We start from the raw sequence: 19,452 nt of genomic DNA on the forward strand, positions 1-19,452 counted from the left end.
AGGCTTTTCATCTTCGTCAACCCCTCGTGAAGAGGAAGTTGCCGCCGCTGCACCTCAATCTGCCGAAGCATCTTTCCGTGTAGCGAGCCGCCCATCATAGCCGGCTTTTTCGTTTCGTCAACACCTTGTGATGTTTCCGATTCGCCCCGTTCGTTGTTGCGGTGCTTCGAGAAGCGCCGCCGTCCTGAGCGAGGCCGCGCAGTTTATCGAGACTGTGCAGAAGTGCAAGCACTTTTTGACACTGGCATGACAGGGACCTTGTTGCGCCCAAGCACGGCCCTGATTTCACGTGCCATGTGGTGTATCGGATCTGCTCCCTCTCTATCCGGCACATGGCACCGAATTGACGCGGTGGAGCCGCGCGGCACTTTCCATGCAGGACGAAAAGCACCGTCGATAGAGCAACCACGCAAGCTGCCGCGGTATCGATCATCGGCGCGCTCGGTGAAAATGCGGGCACCAGAGATAGAGAGCTCACGATGCCTCCTTCCCGCAGCCTGCTTCGCGATCTGTCCCTGCCTGCGATTGCCGCGGGCTTTGTCACGGTACTGGTGGGCTTTGCCAGTTCTGCGGTGATCGTGTTCGAGGCGGCACGTCACCTGGGGGCGGACCAGGCGCAGATCGCCTCGTGGATGTGGGCACTCGGGATCGGCATGGGCGTGACCTGCATCGGCCTGTCGCTGCGTTACCGGGTGCCGGTGGTGACGGCCTGGTCCACGCCGGGCGCGGCGATGTTGATCGGCAGTGCGGCCGGGGTGCCGTTGCGCGAGGCGATCGGGGCGTTCGTGGTGGCGGCGGTGCTTGGCATGCTGGCCGGCTTTTCGGGGCTATTTGAGAAGGCAATCCAGCGCATTCCGATCTCGCTGGCCTCGGGCATGCTGGCCGGGGTGTTGCTGCGCTTCGGGCTGGACCTGTTTGTGGCGATGCAGAGCCAGGCGTTGCTGGCGCTGGCGATGCTGGCGGCCTATCTGGCCGGGCGACGCTGGTTTGCACGCTATGCGGTGATTGCGACCTTGCTGGTGGGCGTGGCGATTGCGGCCGGTAGCGGGTTGATGCAGTGGAAGACCGTGCAGCTTGAACTGGCCCACCCGGTGCTGGTGGTGCCGTCGTTGTCGTGGGCGGCGCTGTTCGGGCTGGCGATTCCATTGTTCGTGGTCACCATGGCCTCGCAGAACGTGCCGGGCGTGGCGGTGATCCGCGCCTCCGGCTATACGGTGCCGATCTCGCCGACGATCGGCTGGATCGGGGTGGTCAATACGCTGCTGGCGCCGTTCGGTGGCTATGCCTTGAACCTGGCGGCCATCACTGCGGCGATCTGCATGGGCCGCGAGGCGCACGAGGATCCGGCGCGGCGTTACACCGCTGCGGTAAGCGCGGGCGTGTTCTATGTGCTGATCGGCGTGTTCGGCGCCACCGTTGCGGCGGTGTTTGCGGCCTTCCCGCGCGAGCTGGTGATGGCGATCGCCGGGATTGCCCTGCTGGGCACGATCGGCAACAGCCTGGCGGCGGCCCTGCAGCAGGACAGCGAGCGCGAAGCGGCCTTGATCACCTTCCTGGTGACCGCATCGGGGCTGACGCTGGGCGGGATCGGCGCCTCGTTCTGGGGCCTGGTGGCCGGAACGGTCACCTTGTTGGTGTTGCGACGGCGGGCTTAGCGACCGGTCAAACCGCCAGACGGGCGCGCGGTGCGGGGCAGTCCTTGGGATTCGGCCATCGACAACCGCTCCTTGACCGCGCGCTCGACGCGGACCAGGCCCACGCGGAACACGTTCTGTATCACGCGCAAACTGCGGTTCCTGCGCGCCATCCGCACCCACCTTACGACTGCGCACCACGTTTTACTGGCCACGCTTAGCTGCGGCAGGCCATCCGGTTGTCGACCGGGCTTATTCGGGGTCGCGTAGCTGCAGCAGCCAGTGGGCAGTGACGCCGTTGGGGCTGGGCAGGGGTTCGAGATGGAACTGGCGGTAGACCGGCGCGCTGTCCTGCGAGCGCAGCGGCAGGGTGACGTATGCGGCGCGGCCTTGGCGCAATGCCTCCTCGAGCAGTTCCACCTGGGGCGGGGCGGCGTCGCTGGCCAGCAGGGACAGGATGTCGCAGCCGATCAGGTCGGCCACTTCGGTCTGGCTGAGTTCCGCGAAGGCCGGGTTGACGAACATCAGCCGGTGCGCGGCCGTGGTGCCACGCTCGATGATGGCCACGCCATCGCGCAGGCGCGAGAGCGAGGCTTCGAGCAGGGTGAAATCCTGCTGGAAGCGCTTGCGCTCCATCAGTTCGATCAGCACGCGCAGGCTGCGCGCCGATTCCAGGTGCAGCGGCGACCAGCGCCGCGCGCGACCGCGCACGGTCTCCTGCCAGAGGTCGAAGCTCTTGCGTGGCGACAACCGTGAGTTGGGGATGTCCGCCAGCTTGGCCAGCTGCGGATTGCCGGCCCATTTGACCTGCTGCACCTGCTCGCGGCGGGTCCACAGCAAGGCGCTGCGCGATTGCGGCATCAGCGGCACGAAGATGAAGCCGGCAGCCAGCGGGGCAAGGTCGGCCAGCTCGGGGAACACCTCGCCGATTGCATCCACATGCAGCGCGCCGACCGCGTCTTCGCGCAGGGCGTCGTGGTGCTCGGATTCGATGTGGTCGCGGATGCGGCGCAACGCGGCCGCGTCCGGGGTGCTGCCATGCCGGCTGATCTCGCCGCCGTGGAAGATCGCCACCCCATCGGCGTCGACCACGTCCATCAGGTCCGGCGCCATGTCGGCGAGCATTTCCACGGTCATCTGGTCGGCGTCGTTGAAGTCGGTGATCAACTTCTCGCGCACGGTGAGCAGCACCGATTCCATGTGCGCGCGCGCCACCGCCTGCAATCCGCCGATACGCCCGGCCAGCGCGCGGGTCACCGCATCGGTGGCATCGCGCATGGCATGGCTGGTGAAGTGCGGGCTGTAGTGGTGGCAGGAGATCAGCCCCCATAGCGCATCGTTGACGACGATCGACGACACCAGCGTGGCGGTCACGCCCATGTTGGCCAGGTATTCCAGGTGCACCGGCGAGACGCTGCGCAGACTGACATCGCTCAGATCCACCGGGGTGCCCAGACGCGGATGCAGCGTGGGCTCGATCGGCGAGGCCCGATAGCCGACATCGGCGATCTGGCGGACGCGGTTGCGCAGGTACAGCGCGCGCGCCTGGGCCGGGATGTCGGTGGCCGGGTAATGCAGGCCGAGATAGGCGTCCAGCTCGGGCTGGCGCGCTTCGGCGATGACGTCGCCATTCCACTCTTCATCGAAGCGATACACCATCACCCGGTCGAAGCCGATCATGCTGCGCAGCCCCTTGGCGGCGCGCACGGCGGCTTCGGCGATGCCGGGATCGCGCTCGATACTGCGCAACAACGGCAGTGCTTCGCGCAGGGTGACGTCCATCAGACGTGCGTCGCGCGGCTCGATCTCGACCAGCCATTGCTCCGGATACAGATGCCAGGCGGCCACCCACGGGTGGTCGGTGGCGGCCGCACGCAGGGGGAAGCGCACGTCGGCATGCAGCAGGTGCTGCGCCTGGTCCTCGACCACGAACGGCTGCTCGCCGGGCAGTTCCAGCACCTGGGTGTAGGCCATGCCCAGCAGCTCGGCCAGCGGCACCCCGAGCAGGTCGGCGGCGGTGGTGCTGGCCTGCACGATGCGACCATCGGCCGGCTCGATCACCAGCAAAACGCCGTACGGCTGGATCAGGCCGGGGATATGGATCGGCTCACGCGCACAGACATCCATGTCCAGGGGTTCGGTAGGCTGATTCACGCGCGCGGCTCCGCTGCAAGACAGGTGTGGAAGTGGGCAAACATGCGCTGCGCACCGTCGATGGCGGCCTCGCGCGCGGATGCAGTGTCCAGGCGTTGGTCGAGCACCGCCTGGAAACGGCGCCAGCCGGCCGGATCGTCGTTGGCCAGTTCGAAATACCGCAAGGCGTCGGCCAGCGCCGGCTGCTGCTTGCGCAAGATGCGCGCGATCATCCGCCCACCCAGTTGCGAGCCTTCGATGACGTAGAGCATGCCCCAGCGCGCGGCATCGCTGCCGGCGGCGGGCGCTGCGATGGCCGTCTGCGGTTGCTGGCCCAGCGTGTGCAGGTCCTCGCGCAAGGCCGGTACGCGGCGGCGATACGGCCAGCCACTGCCGGTCAGGGTGCTGAGCCAGTCGCTCAATTGCCCTTCGAAGCCGGCCAGCAAGGCATGGTGCCGGCGCAGGATCAGCGCGTAAGCGGCGCGATCGACCCGCCCCTGCCCCAGCGCCTGCATCAGCGGAACCGTTTCGACCAGGCGATGGGTGTCCTGCGTGGCATGGCGCAACGCGAGCGCGGCCGAGGGCGGAACAGCCAGGGTGTCAGGACACATAGGGAGTCGAAGCGGTGCTGCGGTACGGAGTGCATCAGCCTAGCAGCGACTGCGCAAATCAGATAAAGCGGGCGCGAGCACAAGCTGAATAGGTTGGCATCAGCCTTGGACGGCGGGGGCCACGCCGGCGCCCCGCCCTGCCCGCTTCCAGGCCATGACCCAGCCTGCGGCCAGCAGGAGGCCCGCCAGCAACCACGGGGCGCCAGGCAGATGCAGCGGTGCGCCGCGGCCGATGAACCAGGCGAACACATTGGCAAACAGCAACGGACCGGCGATGCCGGCCAGGCTGACCAGGCTGGTCAGCGCGCCTTGCACGCGGCCCTGCGCATCGGCGCCGACTTCGCGGGTGATCAGGGCCTGCGCGGCCGGTGCGGCGATCGCCCAGAACGCGCTGATCGGCACGCCGACCAGGAACGCGGCGCCGCTGTCGGCCAGGCCGTAGATGACGAAACCGACCACCCCGCAGCCCAGGCCCAGCAGCAGCGCACGGCGTTCGCCCAGCCAACGCACCAGCCGGCCGACCAGCAGCGCATTGACGATGATGCTGCACACGCCGACGCCGGCCAGCACCCAGCTCACCTCGCGCGGGCCCCAGTGATACTGATACCCGGCGAACAGCACGAAGATGCTGGGATAGACGTAGTGCGCCAGGTTGGCCAGGAACACCACCGAGGCCAGGCCGAGCACTTGCGGATAACGGCGCAGCAGCTTGAGCGCGCCCAGCGGGTTGGCATGGGACCAGTCCAGGCGTGGCGTGCGGCGTTCTGCAGGCAACGATTCGGGTAGTACGAACCAGCCATACAGCACGTTCAACAGCGCCAGCCCGGCGGCAAACCAGAACGGCCAGCGCAGGCCGATGCTGCCCAGCCAGCCGCCGATCAACGGGCCGGCGACAAACCCGATACCGAATGCCGCGCCAAGCATGCCGAACGCGCCGGCGCGTTTGTCGGCCGGGGTGACGTCGGCGATGTAGGCATTGGCGGTGGAGAAGCTGGCCGAGCACACCCCGGAGATCACCCGCGCCAGCAGCAGCATCGGCAGGGAATGGGCGACCGCCATCAGGATGAAATCCAGGCCCAGCCCCAGGCACGAGAGCAGGATCACCGGGCGGCGGCCGTAGCGGTCGGACAGGGTGCCCTGCAGCGGCGAGCAGACGAACTGGATGGCGGCGAACAGGAAACCGAACCAGCCGATCCAGCCGGCCGCGACGGCGTAGTCGCCCCCGGTGAACTGGCGCACCAGATCCGGCAGCACCGGAATGATCACGCCGAAGGACAGCACGTCGATCAGCACGGTGATGAAGATGAAAATCAGCGCGGCGCGGCGCCGGCCCGTGGCGGGAGCGGAATCGGCGGAGGGAGACATCGCGCAGCCCAGGGTAGCGAGGCGGGAAGTGTAGCTGCGGATGGAGATCGGTTGCCCCGGGGGGCACTGATGGAGTGCGGACCCAAGCGCCGCCTGGCGGCTGATGCTGAGTGCCTGGATGGCCGCTGGCCCTCATCCGCCCTTCGGGCACCTTCTCCCGCGAGCGGGAGAAGGAATGACGTGGTGCCGGTGATCGGTTATTCGACGCTGATGGTCTGGCCCAGCGTGTGGCTGGCGCCGGGGGCGAATTCGATCACGTCCGGGCCGGCATTGGCTGCTGCCAGGGCCGGCATCTTCTTCCGCGAGCGGGAGAAGGGGTGGCGTGGTGCCGGTGATCGGTTACTCGACGCTGATGGTCTGGCTCGGCGTGTGATGGCGCCGGGGGCGAATTCGATCACGTCCGGGCCGGCATTGGCTGCTGCCAGGGCCGGCATCTTCTTCCGCGAGCGGGAGAAGGAGTGACGTGGTGCCGGTGATCGGTTATTCGACGCTGATGGTCTGGCTCAGCGTGTGGCTGGCGCCGGGGGCCAGTTCGATCACGTCCGGGCCGGCATTGGCCGCTGCCAGGGCCGGCATCTTCTCCCGCGAGCGGGAGAAGGAATGGCATGGTGCCGGTGATCGGTTACTCGACGCTGATGGTCTGGCCCAGCGTGTGGATGGCGCCGGGGGCGAGTTCGATCACGTCGGGGCCGGCATTGGCCGCTTCCAGGCAGACGTAGTCACGCCAGCCATCGCCCACGTCGGCCATCTTTTTGCCGGCTTCTTCGCCCGGGTTCCAGGCCACCAGCGAGCGGCTGCCCTGGGTGGCGATGACGATGCGGCGGCCGAGCACCGGGTCGGTCAGGGTGTAGCGGCCGCCGGCGTTGGTGTAGATGCGGTCGCTGCGGCCGGGGTCGCGCGGATCGCGCAGGCTCCAGTCGCCTTGCTGGCGGTGGGCGGTGGCGTAGTTCTCGTACTTGTCCAGGTAGTCCAGCCCGTCCAGGCCCTGCACGCTGACGGTGAGCGCGTCGCCGACGCGGAAATAGTTGTGCAGTGCCTGGGTGAAGCGCACCGGGGCCGGGCTGGTGTTTTCGGTGATCAGGCGTTGTTCGAGGGTGCGGCCGATGCGCAGGGTCATGCGCAGGCGCAGCGCCAGGTCATCGAAACTGGGCGGGGTCAGCGTGAGCACCAGGGTGCCGTCGTCCTCGCGCCGGCTCTCGGTGAGCTGCCAGGGCACGGTGCGCACGAAGCCGTGCGCGGGGACCTCGCCGGTCTGGTCCTGGCGGCCGAAGTATGGCCAGCACACCGGGGCGCCGCCGCGGATCGGGGTGGGCGGCTGCTTGGCGGTGGGCGACAGCCACATCACGTCCTGCCCGCCCTTGGGCACGAACGACAGCAGCTGGCCGCCGAACAGGCTGATGGCCGCAGTGGAGAACGGGGTGTCGATCAACAGCGAGGGAAAGCCGTGGAAGTCGCCTGTGCGCAGGCCGGTGAGGTCGGACATGGGGGGTGCCTTCTGGACGATGGGGGATTGGACGAATGCGGGATAGGCGGCCGGCAGCTTGAACGCGGTGGCGCGGATGGCCGCCGCGCCGGCGACCGGCGGGGCGGCGCGCAGGGCGGTGAGGATGCGTTGGCCGGGGCGGCCGTCGGCCGGCTGCAGGCCCAGGCGGGTCTGCTCGACCTGGATGGCGCGCCGGCTGGCGGTGCCGATCATGCCGTCGGCCTCGCCGATCAGGTGGCCGCGGGCCAGCAGCAATTGCTGCAGTTCGCGCCGTTCGGGGCGGCCCAGGCCGGGGTCGTCGGTGGGCCAGGCGGCGACCAGGCCGGGGCCGCCGCGCAGGCGGTCGGCGAGCATGGCGATCGACAGCGCGTAGCTTTCGGCGGCGTTGTAGGCGTAGATCGCGTCGTAGTTGCGGAACACCAGGAACGCCGGGCCGGTGGCGCCGGCCGGCAGCAACAGGGCGGCCGGGGCATCGGCGGGCAGGCCGCTCGGCGCCAGGGCCTTGCCGTCGCTGCCGAGCAGCCCTGCGTTCTGCCAGGCCTGCAGCGGCTGGCGCCGGGTGCGGCCGGCCTTGCTGGCGTCGAAGCCGGCCGGCAGGCGCACTTCCATGCCCCAGGGACGGGCGCGCTCCCAGCCGGCCTTGACCAAATAGTTGGCGGTGGAGGCCAGCGCGTCGGGAATGCTGGCGACCAGGTCGCGGCGGCCGTCGCCGTCGCCATCCACCGCGATGCGGGCATAGGTCGAGGGCATGAACTGGGTCTGCCCGAAGGCACCGGCCCAGGAGCCGGTCAAGCCATCCGGCGACAGGTCGCCTTGCTGCAGCAGGCCGAGCAAGGCGAGGAACTCGCCACGGAAGAACGGCTGGCGGCGACCGGCGCACGACAGCGTGGCCAGCGAGACCAGCAGCGGGCGCTTGCCGGTGACGCGGCCGTAGTCGCTCTCCACGCCCCAGACCGCCACGATGGTGGCCGGATCGACGCCGGTCCGTTCGGACAGACGCGTGAGCAGGTCGCGATGGGTGACCAGCATCGCCCGGCCGTCGGCCACGCGCTGGCTGTCGACCAGGCTGGCGAGGTAGTCCCAGATCGGGGTGGTGAATTCGGGCTGGGCATCGAGCAGCGGCAACACGCTGGGATCGGGCGCCAGGCCGCCGGTGAAACGCTGGAAGTCGGCGGCCTGCACGCCCTTGGCGGCGGCCTGGGTCTGCAGGCCGGCCAGGCAGCGGTCGAATGCCGGATCGGCGCAGGCGATCAGCGGCAGCAGCGCCAACAGCGCTGGCAGGACGCGCCGGGACGGCGTCACGGCGCGGTGGCCGGCGTGTGGACGGAGGTCATGCGGTGGAGCGCTCCTGCGGCAAGTCGAGCCGACGAGGATAGCCAACCTGGCTGGTTGCAGGCGTGCAGGCGTGCAGGCGTGCAGGTGGCGATTGTCGCGATGTCGCCGCGTCAGCGTGCGCTGCGCTCGCTGGTGGCAACGCACCGGGGTGAGGGTGCGGCGCACGCTTTCCAGGCCAATGCGCGCCACCAAGCCGCTGGATGACCGGATGAGGTGATGACCTTCCAGCGAGCGATGTCGCGTGCCGAGGCGAGATGCCGAACCGGCGCGCCTGGTGGATGCGCTGCGCCAGCCCAGCGGCGTCGATCGCCGCGCCTAGCTGCCGTCGCCGATGATGCCGGTCAGCAGCGACAAGGCCGGGCTGGAGGGGCTGGCGTCGGACACACGACGGGCACGGGCCCTGCGCGGGGCGTCGTGGCGGGGACCGAACCAGATCAGTGCAGTGGCCAGGCAGGCCGGCAGCACGATCGCAAACACCACGATGGCCGCAAGCACCCACTGCCAGAGATTGAAGGTTGCCATGATCGTGTCTGCCCCGCGGCGCGCTCCGCCGAGGCGGCAAGCTTCCGGGATCGGCTGCGAACGTGGCGTCGACAAAGCGTGCCGGTCCGTGCCGTTCGTCGGGCTGAACGGCTTCACGGCCTGCGGCCAGGGCGCAAGACGCATCCAGGCCTGCGCCTGCTCAGCGCGCGTCGAGGTAATACCACTGGCCGTCTTCGCGCACGAAGCGGCTGTGTTCGGTCATGCGCACCGCACTGCCGCCGCCGATACGGTAGCGGGCCAGAAACGCCACCTCGGCCGTGTCGGTGCCGGTGACGATGGCGCGTTGCACGGTCAGGCCGAGCCAGGTGGTGCGGCCGCCCTCGTCCAGCGACAACGCGGGTGGGCGCGTGGACGGATGCCAGCTGGCGAGCAGGTATGCCACATCACGGCGGACGTAGGCGCTGTAGCGCGCACGCATCAGGGTCTCGGCGTCGGGTGCGGCCGCGCCGGCGTGGTATTGCCCGCAGCACTGCGCGTAGGTGGCGGCGCGGCCGCAGGGACAGGGATCGGTGGGTGTGGAGGTCGGCATCGGGTGATTGTGCGGGAAGGGATTGGGGATTGGGGAGGAAGCCGGTGCTTGGCTCCCGTACCCTCACCCCAACCCCTCTCCCGGGGGGAGAGGGGCTTTTGAAGGCCGCTTGCTTGCACCCCACTCCCCACCCTTGCTGTGGGATTACGCCGCGCGGTGCGGCGGCTATGCTGTCGCCCCCGTCGTGCGGAGCGCCGCCTTGCTGGACCTGATCCCCACCGAGTTGCCGTGGCTGCTGTGCATCGCCTTCGTCGCCGGGCTGGTGGATGCGGCGGTCGGCGGCGGTGGCTTGATCCAGCTGCCGGGATTGTTTGCGACCCTGCCGCAGCAGGCGCCGTCACTGATTCTGGGCACCAACAAGTTCAGTGCGATGTTCGGCACCGCTGCATCGGCCTGGCGCTATGCGCGCAACGTGCGCTTTCCGTGGCGGCCGGTGCTGTACGCCACGGTGGCGGCGTTTACGTTCTCGTTTCTCGGCGCGACCGCAGTCAGCCTGATGCCCAGGCAGGCGGTGCGGCCGCTGATCCTGGCGCTGCTGATCGCGATGCTGATCTACACGCTGATCAAGAAGGACTTCGGTGCGCTGCATCGCCCACGCCACATCGGCCGGCGCGAACTGGCAACTGCATTGGTGATGGGCGCGGCGATCGGGTTCTACGACGGGTTCTTCGGCCCCGGCACCGGCAGTTTCCTGATCTTCCTGTTCATCCGCTTTTTCGGGCTGGACTTTCTGCGCGCCTCGGCCGCGGCCAAGGTGGTGAACCTGGCCACCAACCTGGCGGCACTGTCGTTCTTCCTGCCCAGCGGCCAGGTGATGCTGGCGATCGGCATTCCGATGGCGGTGGCCAACGTAGCCGGTGCGGTCGCCGGCACACGGATGGCACTACGCGGCGGCACGCCGCTGATCCGCACCTTGTTCCTGGTGCTGGTGATCGTGCTGATCGGCAAGATGGGCTGGGATCTGCTGCACGGCGTTTAGAAATCCACGCTCAGGGTCGCCGACAAGGTGCGCGGCGCGCCTGGATAGTTGGTGGTCTGCGTCACCGGCTGCTCGATGTAGAACCGGTTGGCGACATTGCGCAGCATCAGCGCCAGCTGGTAACGGCCACCGAAGCGGTACGCCGCCGAGGCATCGAAACGCGTGTAGCCGGCAATGCGGTAACTGTTGGCGAGATCGCCTTCGCGCTCGCCCACATGCACCGCGCCGGCGCCCAGGGTCAGGCCGTACAGCGGCCCGCTGGCGACGTGGTAGGTGCTCCATAGGCTGGCACTGACGCGCGGCACGCCGCGCAGGCGGTTGCCGACCGGGATGACGGTGTCGCGGGTGACCTGCGCGTCCAGATAACCGGCGCCCAGGATCAAGCGCCAGTTCTGGGTGAGCTCGCCGGTGATGTCCAGCTCCAGCCCGCGCACGCGTTGCTGGCCGGTGACCAGCACGAAGCCGCTGTTGTCCGGATCGTTGCTGGCGACGTTGTCCTTGGTGATCTGGAACGCGGCGGCGGTGGCAAGCACCCGGTTGTCCAACAGCGCGCCCTTCAGGCCGACCTCGTACTGGCGGCCGGTCTCCGGTGGCGCGCTGCCGCCGGAAAACAGCGTGGCGCTGCGCGGGCGAAACGAGGTGGAGGTGTTGGCGTACAGCGACAACTGCGGCGCCGCCTTCCACACCACCCCGATGCGCGGCGAGGCGCGTCGGCCGTCCTCGCGGGTGCGCGCGCCGTTGTCGATGGTGGTCTGCTGCACATCGTCCCAGCGCACGCCGGCCAGCACGTCCCAGCGCTCGCCGATGCTGATCTGGTCCTGCAGGTACAGCGCGGCATAGCGCGCATCGACGTCGATGTCGCGGGCCGGCACATAGGTGCCCGGCAAGGCGCCCTGCACCGGAGTGCGCACGCTGATGCGGGCCAGCGGCGCGCGCGCTTCGTCGGTGTGGCGATGCGCATCGACGTATTCGGCACCGGCCAGCACCTGATGGCGCAGCGGGCCGGTGGCAAAACGCGCCAGCGCTTCGGTCTGCGAGGTCGTGGCGCGCACCTGCTGGTCCTGGCGCACGGCGCGGCGCTGCAAAAAGGCGCGGTCGGCGCTGAAGCCGGTGAAGTCGGCCACATTGCGGCCGCTGTCGCCGTCCTGGTGATTGAGGATCTGGCGCAGCGTCAGCCAGTCGGTGGCGTCGTACTCGATGCGGCCGCGTGCCGTGGTCGCGCTGCCGTGATTGCGCGACCACGGCTCGCCGAAGCTGCGCTGCGCCGGCCCACGCACCACCCCGTCGATGGCGACCAGGCCGCGATCGCCCGGGCTGGTCTGGCGGGTGTATTCCAGATCCAGGTCGGCCCGCAGCTGCGCGGACGGCCGCCACGCCAACGAAGGCGAGACGAACACGCGATCGCCATCGGCCTGCGCGTCCCGGAAGCTGCCGGTCTCCTGCGCGGCGGCGCTGAGCCGTGCCGACACGGTCGGGCCCAGCGGGCCGGTGACGCTGGACTGCACGCGGCGCAGGCCGTGTTCGGCCACCTGCACCGATGCATTGCCGCCGAACACCGCGTCCGGGCGCAGCGTGACCAGATTGATCACCCCGCCGGGTTCGCCGCGCCCGTACAGCACCGCCGCCGGGCCCTTGAGCACTTCCACCTGGGCGACATTGGCCAGATCGCGCACGGTCTCGGTGAAGTTCTGCGCCGGGTTGAGCAGGATGCCGTCGACCGCATACGAAGACGCCTCGAAACCGCGGATGACGAAGGTTTCCGAGCGATTGCCCTGGGTGCCGCCGGGCAGCACGTTGGAGACATTGGCCACCACATCCACCAGCCGGGTGAGTTGCTGTTCGTCGATCACCGAGCGCGGCACCACCTGGATCGCCTGCGGAATGCGCTCCACCGGCGTCTGCGTGCGGGTGGCGCCGGCGGCCTTTTCCGGCCGGTACAGGGCGCGCTTTTCGCTGACCACGATGGCATCGAGCAGGCTGGCCTCCTGGGCGGAGGCCGGCAATGCAGCAAACAGGGACACGAACAACAGGTGGCGAGGCGCAGGCAGTGGGGTCATCGGGATCTTCAGCAGGGCGATGCGCACACTGGCGAGCACATCCGGGCCGCTAATGATAACGATTCTTATCTGCGCTTGTTGGCTTGCGGTGCCCTGCCCCTCGACGCCTGCGACCGCAATGCGGTGACACAGGCATCCCGGTGTTGCGCTCAGCGCTTTCCGCGCGGCTTGCCCGCAGACCCGCGTGTTGGCGCAGGGCGCGCCTTGGCCACTGCCGTTCTGGCTGGCGCGGGCCTGGCGGCGCCGCGCGCCGCGGTTGCCTTGGTTGCACCACGCAGCGCCGTGCTGGCGCGTTTGCTCGCTACCGCAGGCCTGGAAGCAGGCGCCTTCGGCGCTGCCGTGGGCGTCGCGGTTTTCCCAGGCTTGGTGGTCGGCTGGACCGACGCGCTCGTGCGCCGGGAGGCCGCCCTGGTGGTTGCCGGCGTCTTGGCGGCTTTGGTCGGGGTTGCCGGCTTGCGCGGCGTGCCCGCGGCAGGCGAGGCACGCCGGGCTGAGGCAGGTTTGGCTGAGGCGGCCTTGGCCGCTGCGGTCTTGGCCGCTGCGGCCTTTGCCGACCGGGGTGATCCCGCACGTTTGCTGGACGCCGCAGTTTTCGAAGACGTCGGCGCGGCTTGCACCGCCGGCGCCGATGCCGGCGTGACCTTGCTGGCGCGTTTGCTCGCCTTGGCGGCCAGGTCGTCCTGGGCAGGGGTTTCCTGAAGTGGCACACCCGCATCGCCAGAATCCGCACCGGAGCCGTCCACCTGCGTCTGGCTCTGCGTCGAACGCGCTGCATCCTCGGGCTGCGCAGTAACCACCGCCTGCTCCGTCACCGCTGCACCAGCCTCGTCCCCACGCGAGCGCTCGGGCAACTGGAGTCGCTGCGCCTGCGCGTCGTATTCGATCAACAGCACGCCGGAGTTGTGCCGGCCGCTGATTTCCACGAAGCAGGCACCGCCGATGAAGGGCTCCAGCGTCATCACTGACTTCAATGGCGTGGCCACCACCATCTGGAACCCGAAGTTCTCGAAGATGTTCATTGCCAGCGCAGTGAATTCGTTGTCGGCCTTGTCGAAGGCCTCGTCCAGCACCACGGCGCAATAGCGCGGCAGTTCGCCGTCTTCGCCGCCGAGCTGGTAGCGCAACGCAGCGGCCAGGCAGGTGGTTGCCAGCTTCTGGCGTTGACCGCCGGATTTGCCGGCGCCGCTGCGGTAGATCTCCACCTGCGCGCGGGTCTGTGCGTCCAGTTCGACACCGATGAATTCCACATGCAGGCGCACGTCCAGCACCTGCTCGCGCCAGCGGCGTGCGTCCGGTTCCTGCGCGCCCAGGCGTGCCACCAACGCGCGCAAGGTGGAAAACTGCGCTTCGGCCAGTGCGCGGTCTTCGGTCTGTTGATGCGACAACACCGCGCGCAACTGTTGCTGGAAGTCCTGCACTTCGCTCAGGCGACGGTCGCTGACCTCGATGGTCAGCAGCGTGCCGCGATTGAACGGCACCTGCTCCAGGCTGGCGTTGACCTCGTCCATGCGCTGCTTGATGCCCTTGTGGGCCTCGGCGGTGTGGCGCTGTAGGGCGAGCAGATTGTTCTTGCTCTGGGTCTGCAGCAGGTCGAAGAAGCGGTGCTCGTGGCGCGGCAGGCCATCGCTTTCCAGCCGGTCCAGCCGCGCGAGGAAATCGTCGGCACTGGCCAGGCTCACGGTGAAATCGCCGCTGTCTTCCGGCCACTGCTGGCAGTACTTGCGGAAGCAATCGAGCAGCTGCGCGCTGAGCCGGCTGTCGCGGCCCTGGCTCTCGGCCAGTTGCTCGGCCAGGCCACGCTCGACCACGCGGAAATGCGCTTCCAGGTTGTCCAGCGACAGCGGTGCCAGCGCCGCCAGGCGTTCGCGCAGGCCCTGCAGCTGGGTGGGCGTGAGCGCGGCGGTGCCGGCACGGCTGGCGCAGGCGGCGTGCTGCTGTTCGAGCCGGACCCGCTCGCGCGCCAGCTGTGCGCGCTCCAGCCGCACGTCCTCGTAGGTGCGCTTGGCCTGGTCGCGCAGGGTGCGTGCGGTCTCGATCGCCTGGCCAAGCGCGCGCAGGCCGCTGTTGCCTTCGCGCAGCTGCTGCAGCTGTTCGTCGATATCGCTCAGGCGCTGCAGCTTGGGGCCGACATCGATCTCGTCCCAGTCGCGCTCCACCAGAGTGTGCGCGGCTAGCTGCCGTTCCTGGTCCTGCTCGCGTTGCCTGCGCAGCGCGGCCACGTCGGCATCGCAACCGGCGATGCGCTGGGCCAGCGTCTGCGCTTCGCGCTCGAACACCTTGAGCTTGTCGCGGTTGTCGTGGCCCAGCAACCAGCGCTTGCGGTCGTTGACCGCATGGCGGTCGTCCTTTTCGTAACGGTCGCCCGGATGCTTGACCTGCCCTTCGCGGGTGATGGCGCGGTCGGCATTGCGCAACGCGGCGGCGTTATCGACGCATTCGTAGTCGAAGCGGCGCATCAGCTCGTTGCGCAGCCACTCGGTAAAGGCATGCTCGCGCAGCTGCAGCTTGCCAGGCAATGCACGGGCATCCGGCGCGCGCGCATGCAGCGCATCGTTGCGACGCACCCGGAAGTACACCAAGCGCGTGCCGATGTGGGTGCGGTTGACCCACTCGCTGACCTGCGCGTAATGCCGGTCATCCACCAGCAGCGACTGCGCGAAACCGCTCAGCACGCGCTCGATCGCACCGCGCCAGGCTGCCTGATCCTCGCGCACCTGCACCAGTTCGCCAACGAACGGCAGCGCGGCTTCGGCAATACCGGTGTCCTCGCACAGGCGCGCACGCAGGGCCTGCATCGGCGCCGGCATGCTCGACGGCGCGCGCTTCAACGCCTCCAGTTCGGCGCGGATCTCGGCAAAGCGCCGCTCGTCGTCGCGGCGCGCGCCCATGCGCTCGGCAATCGCCTCATCCAGCGCGCTGGCGTCGTGCTTGCCGTTCTCGAGCACGGTCTGGGCATGCTCTACCTGGGCGGCAAAGCCGCTGGCGCCTGCGGCCAGGGCGGTGCCGAGCTGGCGGCAGGCCTGCTCGATCTGCGCGCGCCGCCGCAGACGCTCGTCGCGCTCGCGTTCGACCCGTGCGCGCTCGCGCTCCAGTTCCTCGATCTGCTCGCCACCGGCGGCGCGTTGTTCGCGTTCCAGCCCGGCCAGTTTCTGTTCGTGATTGTCCAGCGATTCGCGCCGCTGGCCTTCCTCGCCGGCCAATCCACGGTCCTGGCTGTCGAGCTCCTGCAGGCGCGTCTCCAGCAAGGCCAGACGCTGCTGTTCGCGATAGCTGTCCACACCCAGCTGCAGCTCGCGCAGCTCACCGACGCTGTGGCGCAAGGCCATCAGTGCCGCATGGTGTTCGCGTGCCGGGCTCAGCGTTTCCACCTGGCGCCGTGCGGTGACCACCGCATGATGGGCGCCATCGAGTTCGGCGAAGTCTTCCACCAGCCGGTCGGCGGCCTCGAACGTGCGCGGCTCGTCCAGCATGAAGCCGCGCAGGAACACGTTGAGATCGCCCAGGTTCTTGGCCGACTGGGTCTTGTGCAGCAACCGCAACGCCATCTCGTTGCTAATGCCCAGCACATGCCGGAAACGCTCCGCGTAGCCGGCGAACCCGTCGAAATGCGCAACCTCCTCGCCCAGACGCGCCTTGAGCTTGCGCAGGTCCAGGTCGAAGCCATCCAGCTCGCTGGCCACATCGAAGCTGCGCGGCGCGACCATGTAATGACGGCGCACATCGGCCGCGGCATTGCCGCTGCCGGCGATCCAGAACAGGCGAATCAGGCTGACCGTCTCGCCATGCGCGTTGCGGTACTCCAGCACCAGCGCAGACCAGGTGGCGCCCTTGCGCAGGTATTGGGTGGCGATTTCGCCCGAGGCGCTGTCCTGCTGATCGGCCCAGGCACCACGCACATACGACACCAGGCTGCGATCGCGCCCACTGCGCTCGGCCTCGCGTGCGGCAGCGTTGAAGTCGACGATGCTGGGCGGGGTCAGCAGTGCCGACATCGCATCCAGCAGGGTCGACTTGCCCGAGCCGGAGCGCCCGACGAACAGGAAGCCCTTCTCGGCGATCGGCACCTCGGTCAAGCCGTTGAACGTGCCCCAGTTGTGCACCTGCAACCGCCGCATGCGGAACTGCTGCGCGCGCTGCTCGGCAAGCGAATCAGTGAACAGGGACGCGCCCGGCTGCGCCGGCGACAGGTTGGACTGGGAATTCATGGCTTACTCACCAAAACGGGATGACGGGTAACGCTGAAGACAAATCACATCACGCATGTTTGAAGCGGGGTGTTGCTGGACAGGCATGGACTGCGGTGGCTGACGGTGATCGGGTACGTCCCTCGCGGCCCGGGCCGCTCCTACGCGGCGCGGTGATCTGGATGGACACGGATGCGTGACGAGAGCGGGTGCTGACCGATGCGCGGGAAGCTGATGGCTCAGTGCCGCCCATGAAGAAAGTCACTTGCGCTGGACGGGGCGTGAGAGCTGACTTTCATCGCGCAATGCATGACGCACGGCTACACACACACTCCAGAGGTCACATCCAGGCATCGCGATCGGCCGTCCCCTCATCCGCCCTTCGGGCACCTTCTCCCGGCGGGAGAAGGGATGGCCGTCCGGGGTGCAGACGCCATCACTCCAACGCAACCTCCCCCTCTCGCAACTCCCGATACGCCACCACCAGGGCCTGCACGTCCTCGGCCGAGAACAACAGCTTCAGCACCGGCGAGACCTCGTAGCGCTCCTCGCTACCGCGCAGGCGCGACAGCAACTGGTTGTCGCGCATCTTGCCGATCGCCGTCATCACCCGTCGCGCGAATCCCGCGCGGTCGGTGGACACGTTCTTCTCGTAGACCGACAAGGCCTCCACCAGCTGTGCCTCGTCCACCACCGCACGCTCGCCGCGCGTATCGGCCTCGGCCAGTTGCTGGCGCAGGAACAGCAGCAGCACCGACTCGATAAAGGTCAGCGGCGCGCTGCGCAGCAAGGTCGGCGATTCCAGCTCGGCGGTATCGGCCTGGCGGGTGAAGGCCACCCCGCCCTCGCGGTCCAGCACCAGTTCCAGGAACAGCTCGCACAACACCTGGCGGATCGGCGCTTCGTTGCGCAACAGCGCAGGCCACAGCGCACCGTGGCGTTGCGCGTCGATGCTGGGGCCGGCCAGCAGCTGGCACAGCGCGCGCCGCGCGTCGAACGGCAGCGTGCCGGTGTCGCCCAGGAACAGCTCGCCATGCGGCTGTGCAGGCGATGGCTCCGTCAGCGGCGTGCGGCCGACATCGGCCGACGCGCCCGTGTCCTCGTCCGCATCCAGGCGGGTGTCCTCAGACCAGTTCATTGCGTTTCTCCCGGGTGAACCACACCAGCGGAATGCGTGCGCGCCGCAGCGCGCCGTCGCCGCCTTCCCATTGCACCGTTTCCATCTGTCCGTCGATCACCACGCCGTGGCGGGTGCCCAGCGACAGGTAGCCGATCACGCTGCCCAGGCCCTGCACGGCCGGGCGCTGCTGCAGCGCATCGCCGATGGTCAGGCGCGGGCGTTGACCGAGCAGCTCGTGCAGGTCGCGGCGCAGGCTGCGCACGTCGATCTCCGATTGCGCGACCAGGTCGCCCACGCTGTCGAGCGAGATGTCCGCCGCATCGGCGGCCTGCACGCGGCCATCGACCTGGGTCAGGCGCGGGTCGTGCAGGCGCCATTGCGACAGCGACCGCAGGCGTGCAGCGCTCAGCGCCTGCGTGTAGCCGGTGGCGGCGGTGGCGTGCAGGCTGTCGCGCAGCTGCAAGGCTTCGCCCTGCGCCTGCCTGAGCAATTGATTGAGCCGGCGCTGTTCCAGATAGCCGCGGCTCTGCACGAAACCGCGCAGGCTGCGCGCGAAGTGCTGCATCACCGTGTGCACCTCGCCGCCGCGCTCCAGCAGCGTGCCGGTCAACCCGCGCAGGAAGGCGCGCTCGCGCCGGTCCAGCTTGCGGGCGAAGCCGCGTGCCAGCAGCGCATCCAGCGCCTGATCGAGCTGGCTGCTTTGCTGGGTGTCGTTGAGCAGGCTCCAGAACGCCTCGAAGGTGCGCCCGGCCTCGCTCTCGGCGATCACGTCCACGCCGTTGAACAGCTGCTCCAGCACATCGCCGCGCGCGCCTTCGTCGTCGATGATGCGCTCGCGGAACTGGCGGTTGAGCTGTTCGAAATCGTCGCGGACGCGATGGAAATCCTCGGCCAGCTCGTCGGACAGATGGATCAGGTCGCGGGCGCGCTCCAGCGCGCGCTTGCCGTCGAGTGCGGCCACGCGGCCCGACGCCACGCGTTCGATCTCGGCATCGATGCGCGCACGTTCGTCGCGCAGGGCGGCCAGGCGCAGCTCCGGATCGGCCTCGGTCTGCCCAGCCAGCTGCACCAGCTGCTGGATCACCAGCGACAGGCGGCTTTCGGTGGCGCTGCTGCTGCTCTCGCGCAGGCCGACGATGAAGCGGATGGCCTGGGTGGCCGCGCGCGACAGCTCGTATTCCTCTTCGGCTGCACCCTCGGGCAGGCGGCGTTCCAGCCAGCCCTGTGCCAGCCAATGCGCCAGATAGGCCTGCGCGGTGCGCGGCAACTCGCGCGAGAGTTCGTCGGCGCGCAGCACGTCGAGCTGGCGCTGCAGGCGCTCGTGCAGCACGGCCGCGGGCAGGCGGCGTTCGCCGTCCAGCAACACCGTCTGCAGCAGGCCGATCAGCTCCGGCGCATGGTCTGCGGCCAGCAGTTTCCACACCGGCTGCTCGCGCAATTGGCGATAGCCGGCGATGCGTGCCTGGTGCTTCATGGCGA

At 68.8% G+C, this 19,452-nt stretch carries 13 protein-coding genes; 3 read left to right on the forward strand and 10 right to left on the reverse strand.

All coding sequences use genetic code 11. From position 1 onward, the window contains the following. The first annotated feature begins 479 nt into the window (after positions 1-479). Entirely contained in the window at positions 480-1,655 is a 1,176-nt protein-coding gene (locus EO174_RS20725) for a benzoate/H(+) symporter BenE family transporter (protein WP_126947164.1), read from the forward strand. A 231-nt stretch (positions 1,656-1,886) separates the two neighbouring features. Here the strand turns inward: EO174_RS20725 and bphP are convergent, their stop codons facing one another. From bphP to EO174_RS20740, 3 genes are all read right to left on the reverse strand, one after another. Further along, on the reverse strand, positions 1,887-3,788 hold the full coding sequence (bphP, locus tag EO174_RS20730; protein WP_104586030.1) for a bacteriophytochrome BphP: 1,902 nt from the start codon (positions 3,786-3,788) through the stop codon (positions 1,887-1,889). Next, positions 3,785-4,378 (reverse strand): biliverdin-producing heme oxygenase, encoded by a 594-nt coding sequence (locus EO174_RS20735; RefSeq protein ID WP_126947167.1) that lies wholly within the window; start codon positions 4,376-4,378, stop codon positions 3,785-3,787. The genes bphP and EO174_RS20735 overlap by 4 nt, the downstream gene beginning before the upstream one ends. A gap of 99 nt (positions 4,379-4,477) precedes the next feature. Further along, complete coding sequence (locus EO174_RS20740) at positions 4,478-5,743, reverse strand: TCR/Tet family MFS transporter (protein ID WP_115678165.1); 1,266 nt, start codon at positions 5,741-5,743, stop codon at positions 4,478-4,480. A 183-nt stretch (positions 5,744-5,926) separates the two neighbouring features. Here EO174_RS20740 and EO174_RS23020 point away from each other — a divergent pair, with 183 nt between their 5' ends. Then, positions 5,927-6,205: a hypothetical protein gene (locus EO174_RS23020; protein WP_164739330.1), complete on the forward strand. Its 279-nt coding sequence runs from the start codon at positions 5,927-5,929 to the stop codon at positions 6,203-6,205. A 160-nt stretch (positions 6,206-6,365) separates the two neighbouring features. Here the strand turns inward: EO174_RS23020 and EO174_RS20745 are convergent, their stop codons facing one another. From EO174_RS20745 to EO174_RS20755, 3 genes are all read right to left on the reverse strand, one after another. After that, positions 6,366-8,528: a lytic murein transglycosylase gene (locus tag EO174_RS20745; RefSeq protein ID WP_126947170.1), complete on the reverse strand. Its 2,163-nt coding sequence runs from the start codon at positions 8,526-8,528 to the stop codon at positions 6,366-6,368. Positions 8,529-8,876: 348 nt separating this feature from the next. After that, the gene (locus EO174_RS20750) at positions 8,877-9,083 is read right to left on the reverse strand and encodes a hypothetical protein (protein ID WP_126947173.1); all 207 of its coding nucleotides are present in this window, start codon (positions 9,081-9,083) and stop codon (positions 8,877-8,879) included. A gap of 160 nt (positions 9,084-9,243) precedes the next feature. Then, entirely contained in the window at positions 9,244-9,633 is a 390-nt protein-coding gene (locus EO174_RS20755) for a YchJ family protein (protein WP_104650598.1), read from the reverse strand. A 199-nt stretch (positions 9,634-9,832) separates the two neighbouring features. Here EO174_RS20755 and EO174_RS20760 point away from each other — a divergent pair, with 199 nt between their 5' ends. Further along, positions 9,833-10,612, forward strand: a complete 780-nt coding sequence (locus tag EO174_RS20760) for a TSUP family transporter (RefSeq protein ID WP_206515096.1) — start codon at positions 9,833-9,835, stop codon at positions 10,610-10,612. Here EO174_RS20760 and EO174_RS20765 read toward each other — a convergent pair. The 4 genes from EO174_RS20765 to EO174_RS20780 form a co-directional block, all read right to left on the reverse strand. After that, entirely contained in the window at positions 10,609-12,669 is a 2,061-nt protein-coding gene (locus EO174_RS20765) for a TonB-dependent siderophore receptor (protein WP_164740287.1), read from the reverse strand. The genes EO174_RS20760 and EO174_RS20765 overlap by 4 nt on opposite strands. Before the next feature lie 149 nt (positions 12,670-12,818). After that, positions 12,819-16,874 (reverse strand): SbcC/MukB-like Walker B domain-containing protein, encoded by a 4,056-nt coding sequence (locus tag EO174_RS20770; RefSeq protein ID WP_126947179.1) that lies wholly within the window; start codon positions 16,872-16,874, stop codon positions 12,819-12,821. 415 nt (positions 16,875-17,289) lie between these two features. After that, positions 17,290-17,991 carry a DUF4194 domain-containing protein gene (locus EO174_RS20775; RefSeq protein WP_126947182.1) on the reverse strand — a complete coding sequence of 234 codons (702 nt, stop codon included), beginning with the start codon at positions 17,989-17,991 and terminating at the stop codon, positions 17,290-17,292. Continuing rightward, positions 17,978-19,447 (reverse strand): DUF3375 domain-containing protein, encoded by a 1,470-nt coding sequence (locus EO174_RS20780; RefSeq protein WP_104586046.1) that lies wholly within the window; start codon positions 19,445-19,447, stop codon positions 17,978-17,980. Before EO174_RS20780 ends, EO174_RS20775 begins: the two co-directional genes overlap by 14 nt. Positions 19,448-19,452: the final 5 nt, after the last annotated feature.

Origin of the sequence: Xanthomonas sp. BRIP62418, assembly GCF_003993495.1 — a bacterium.
Classification (GTDB): Bacteria; Pseudomonadota; Gammaproteobacteria; order Xanthomonadales; family Xanthomonadaceae; genus Xanthomonas; species Xanthomonas euroxanthea.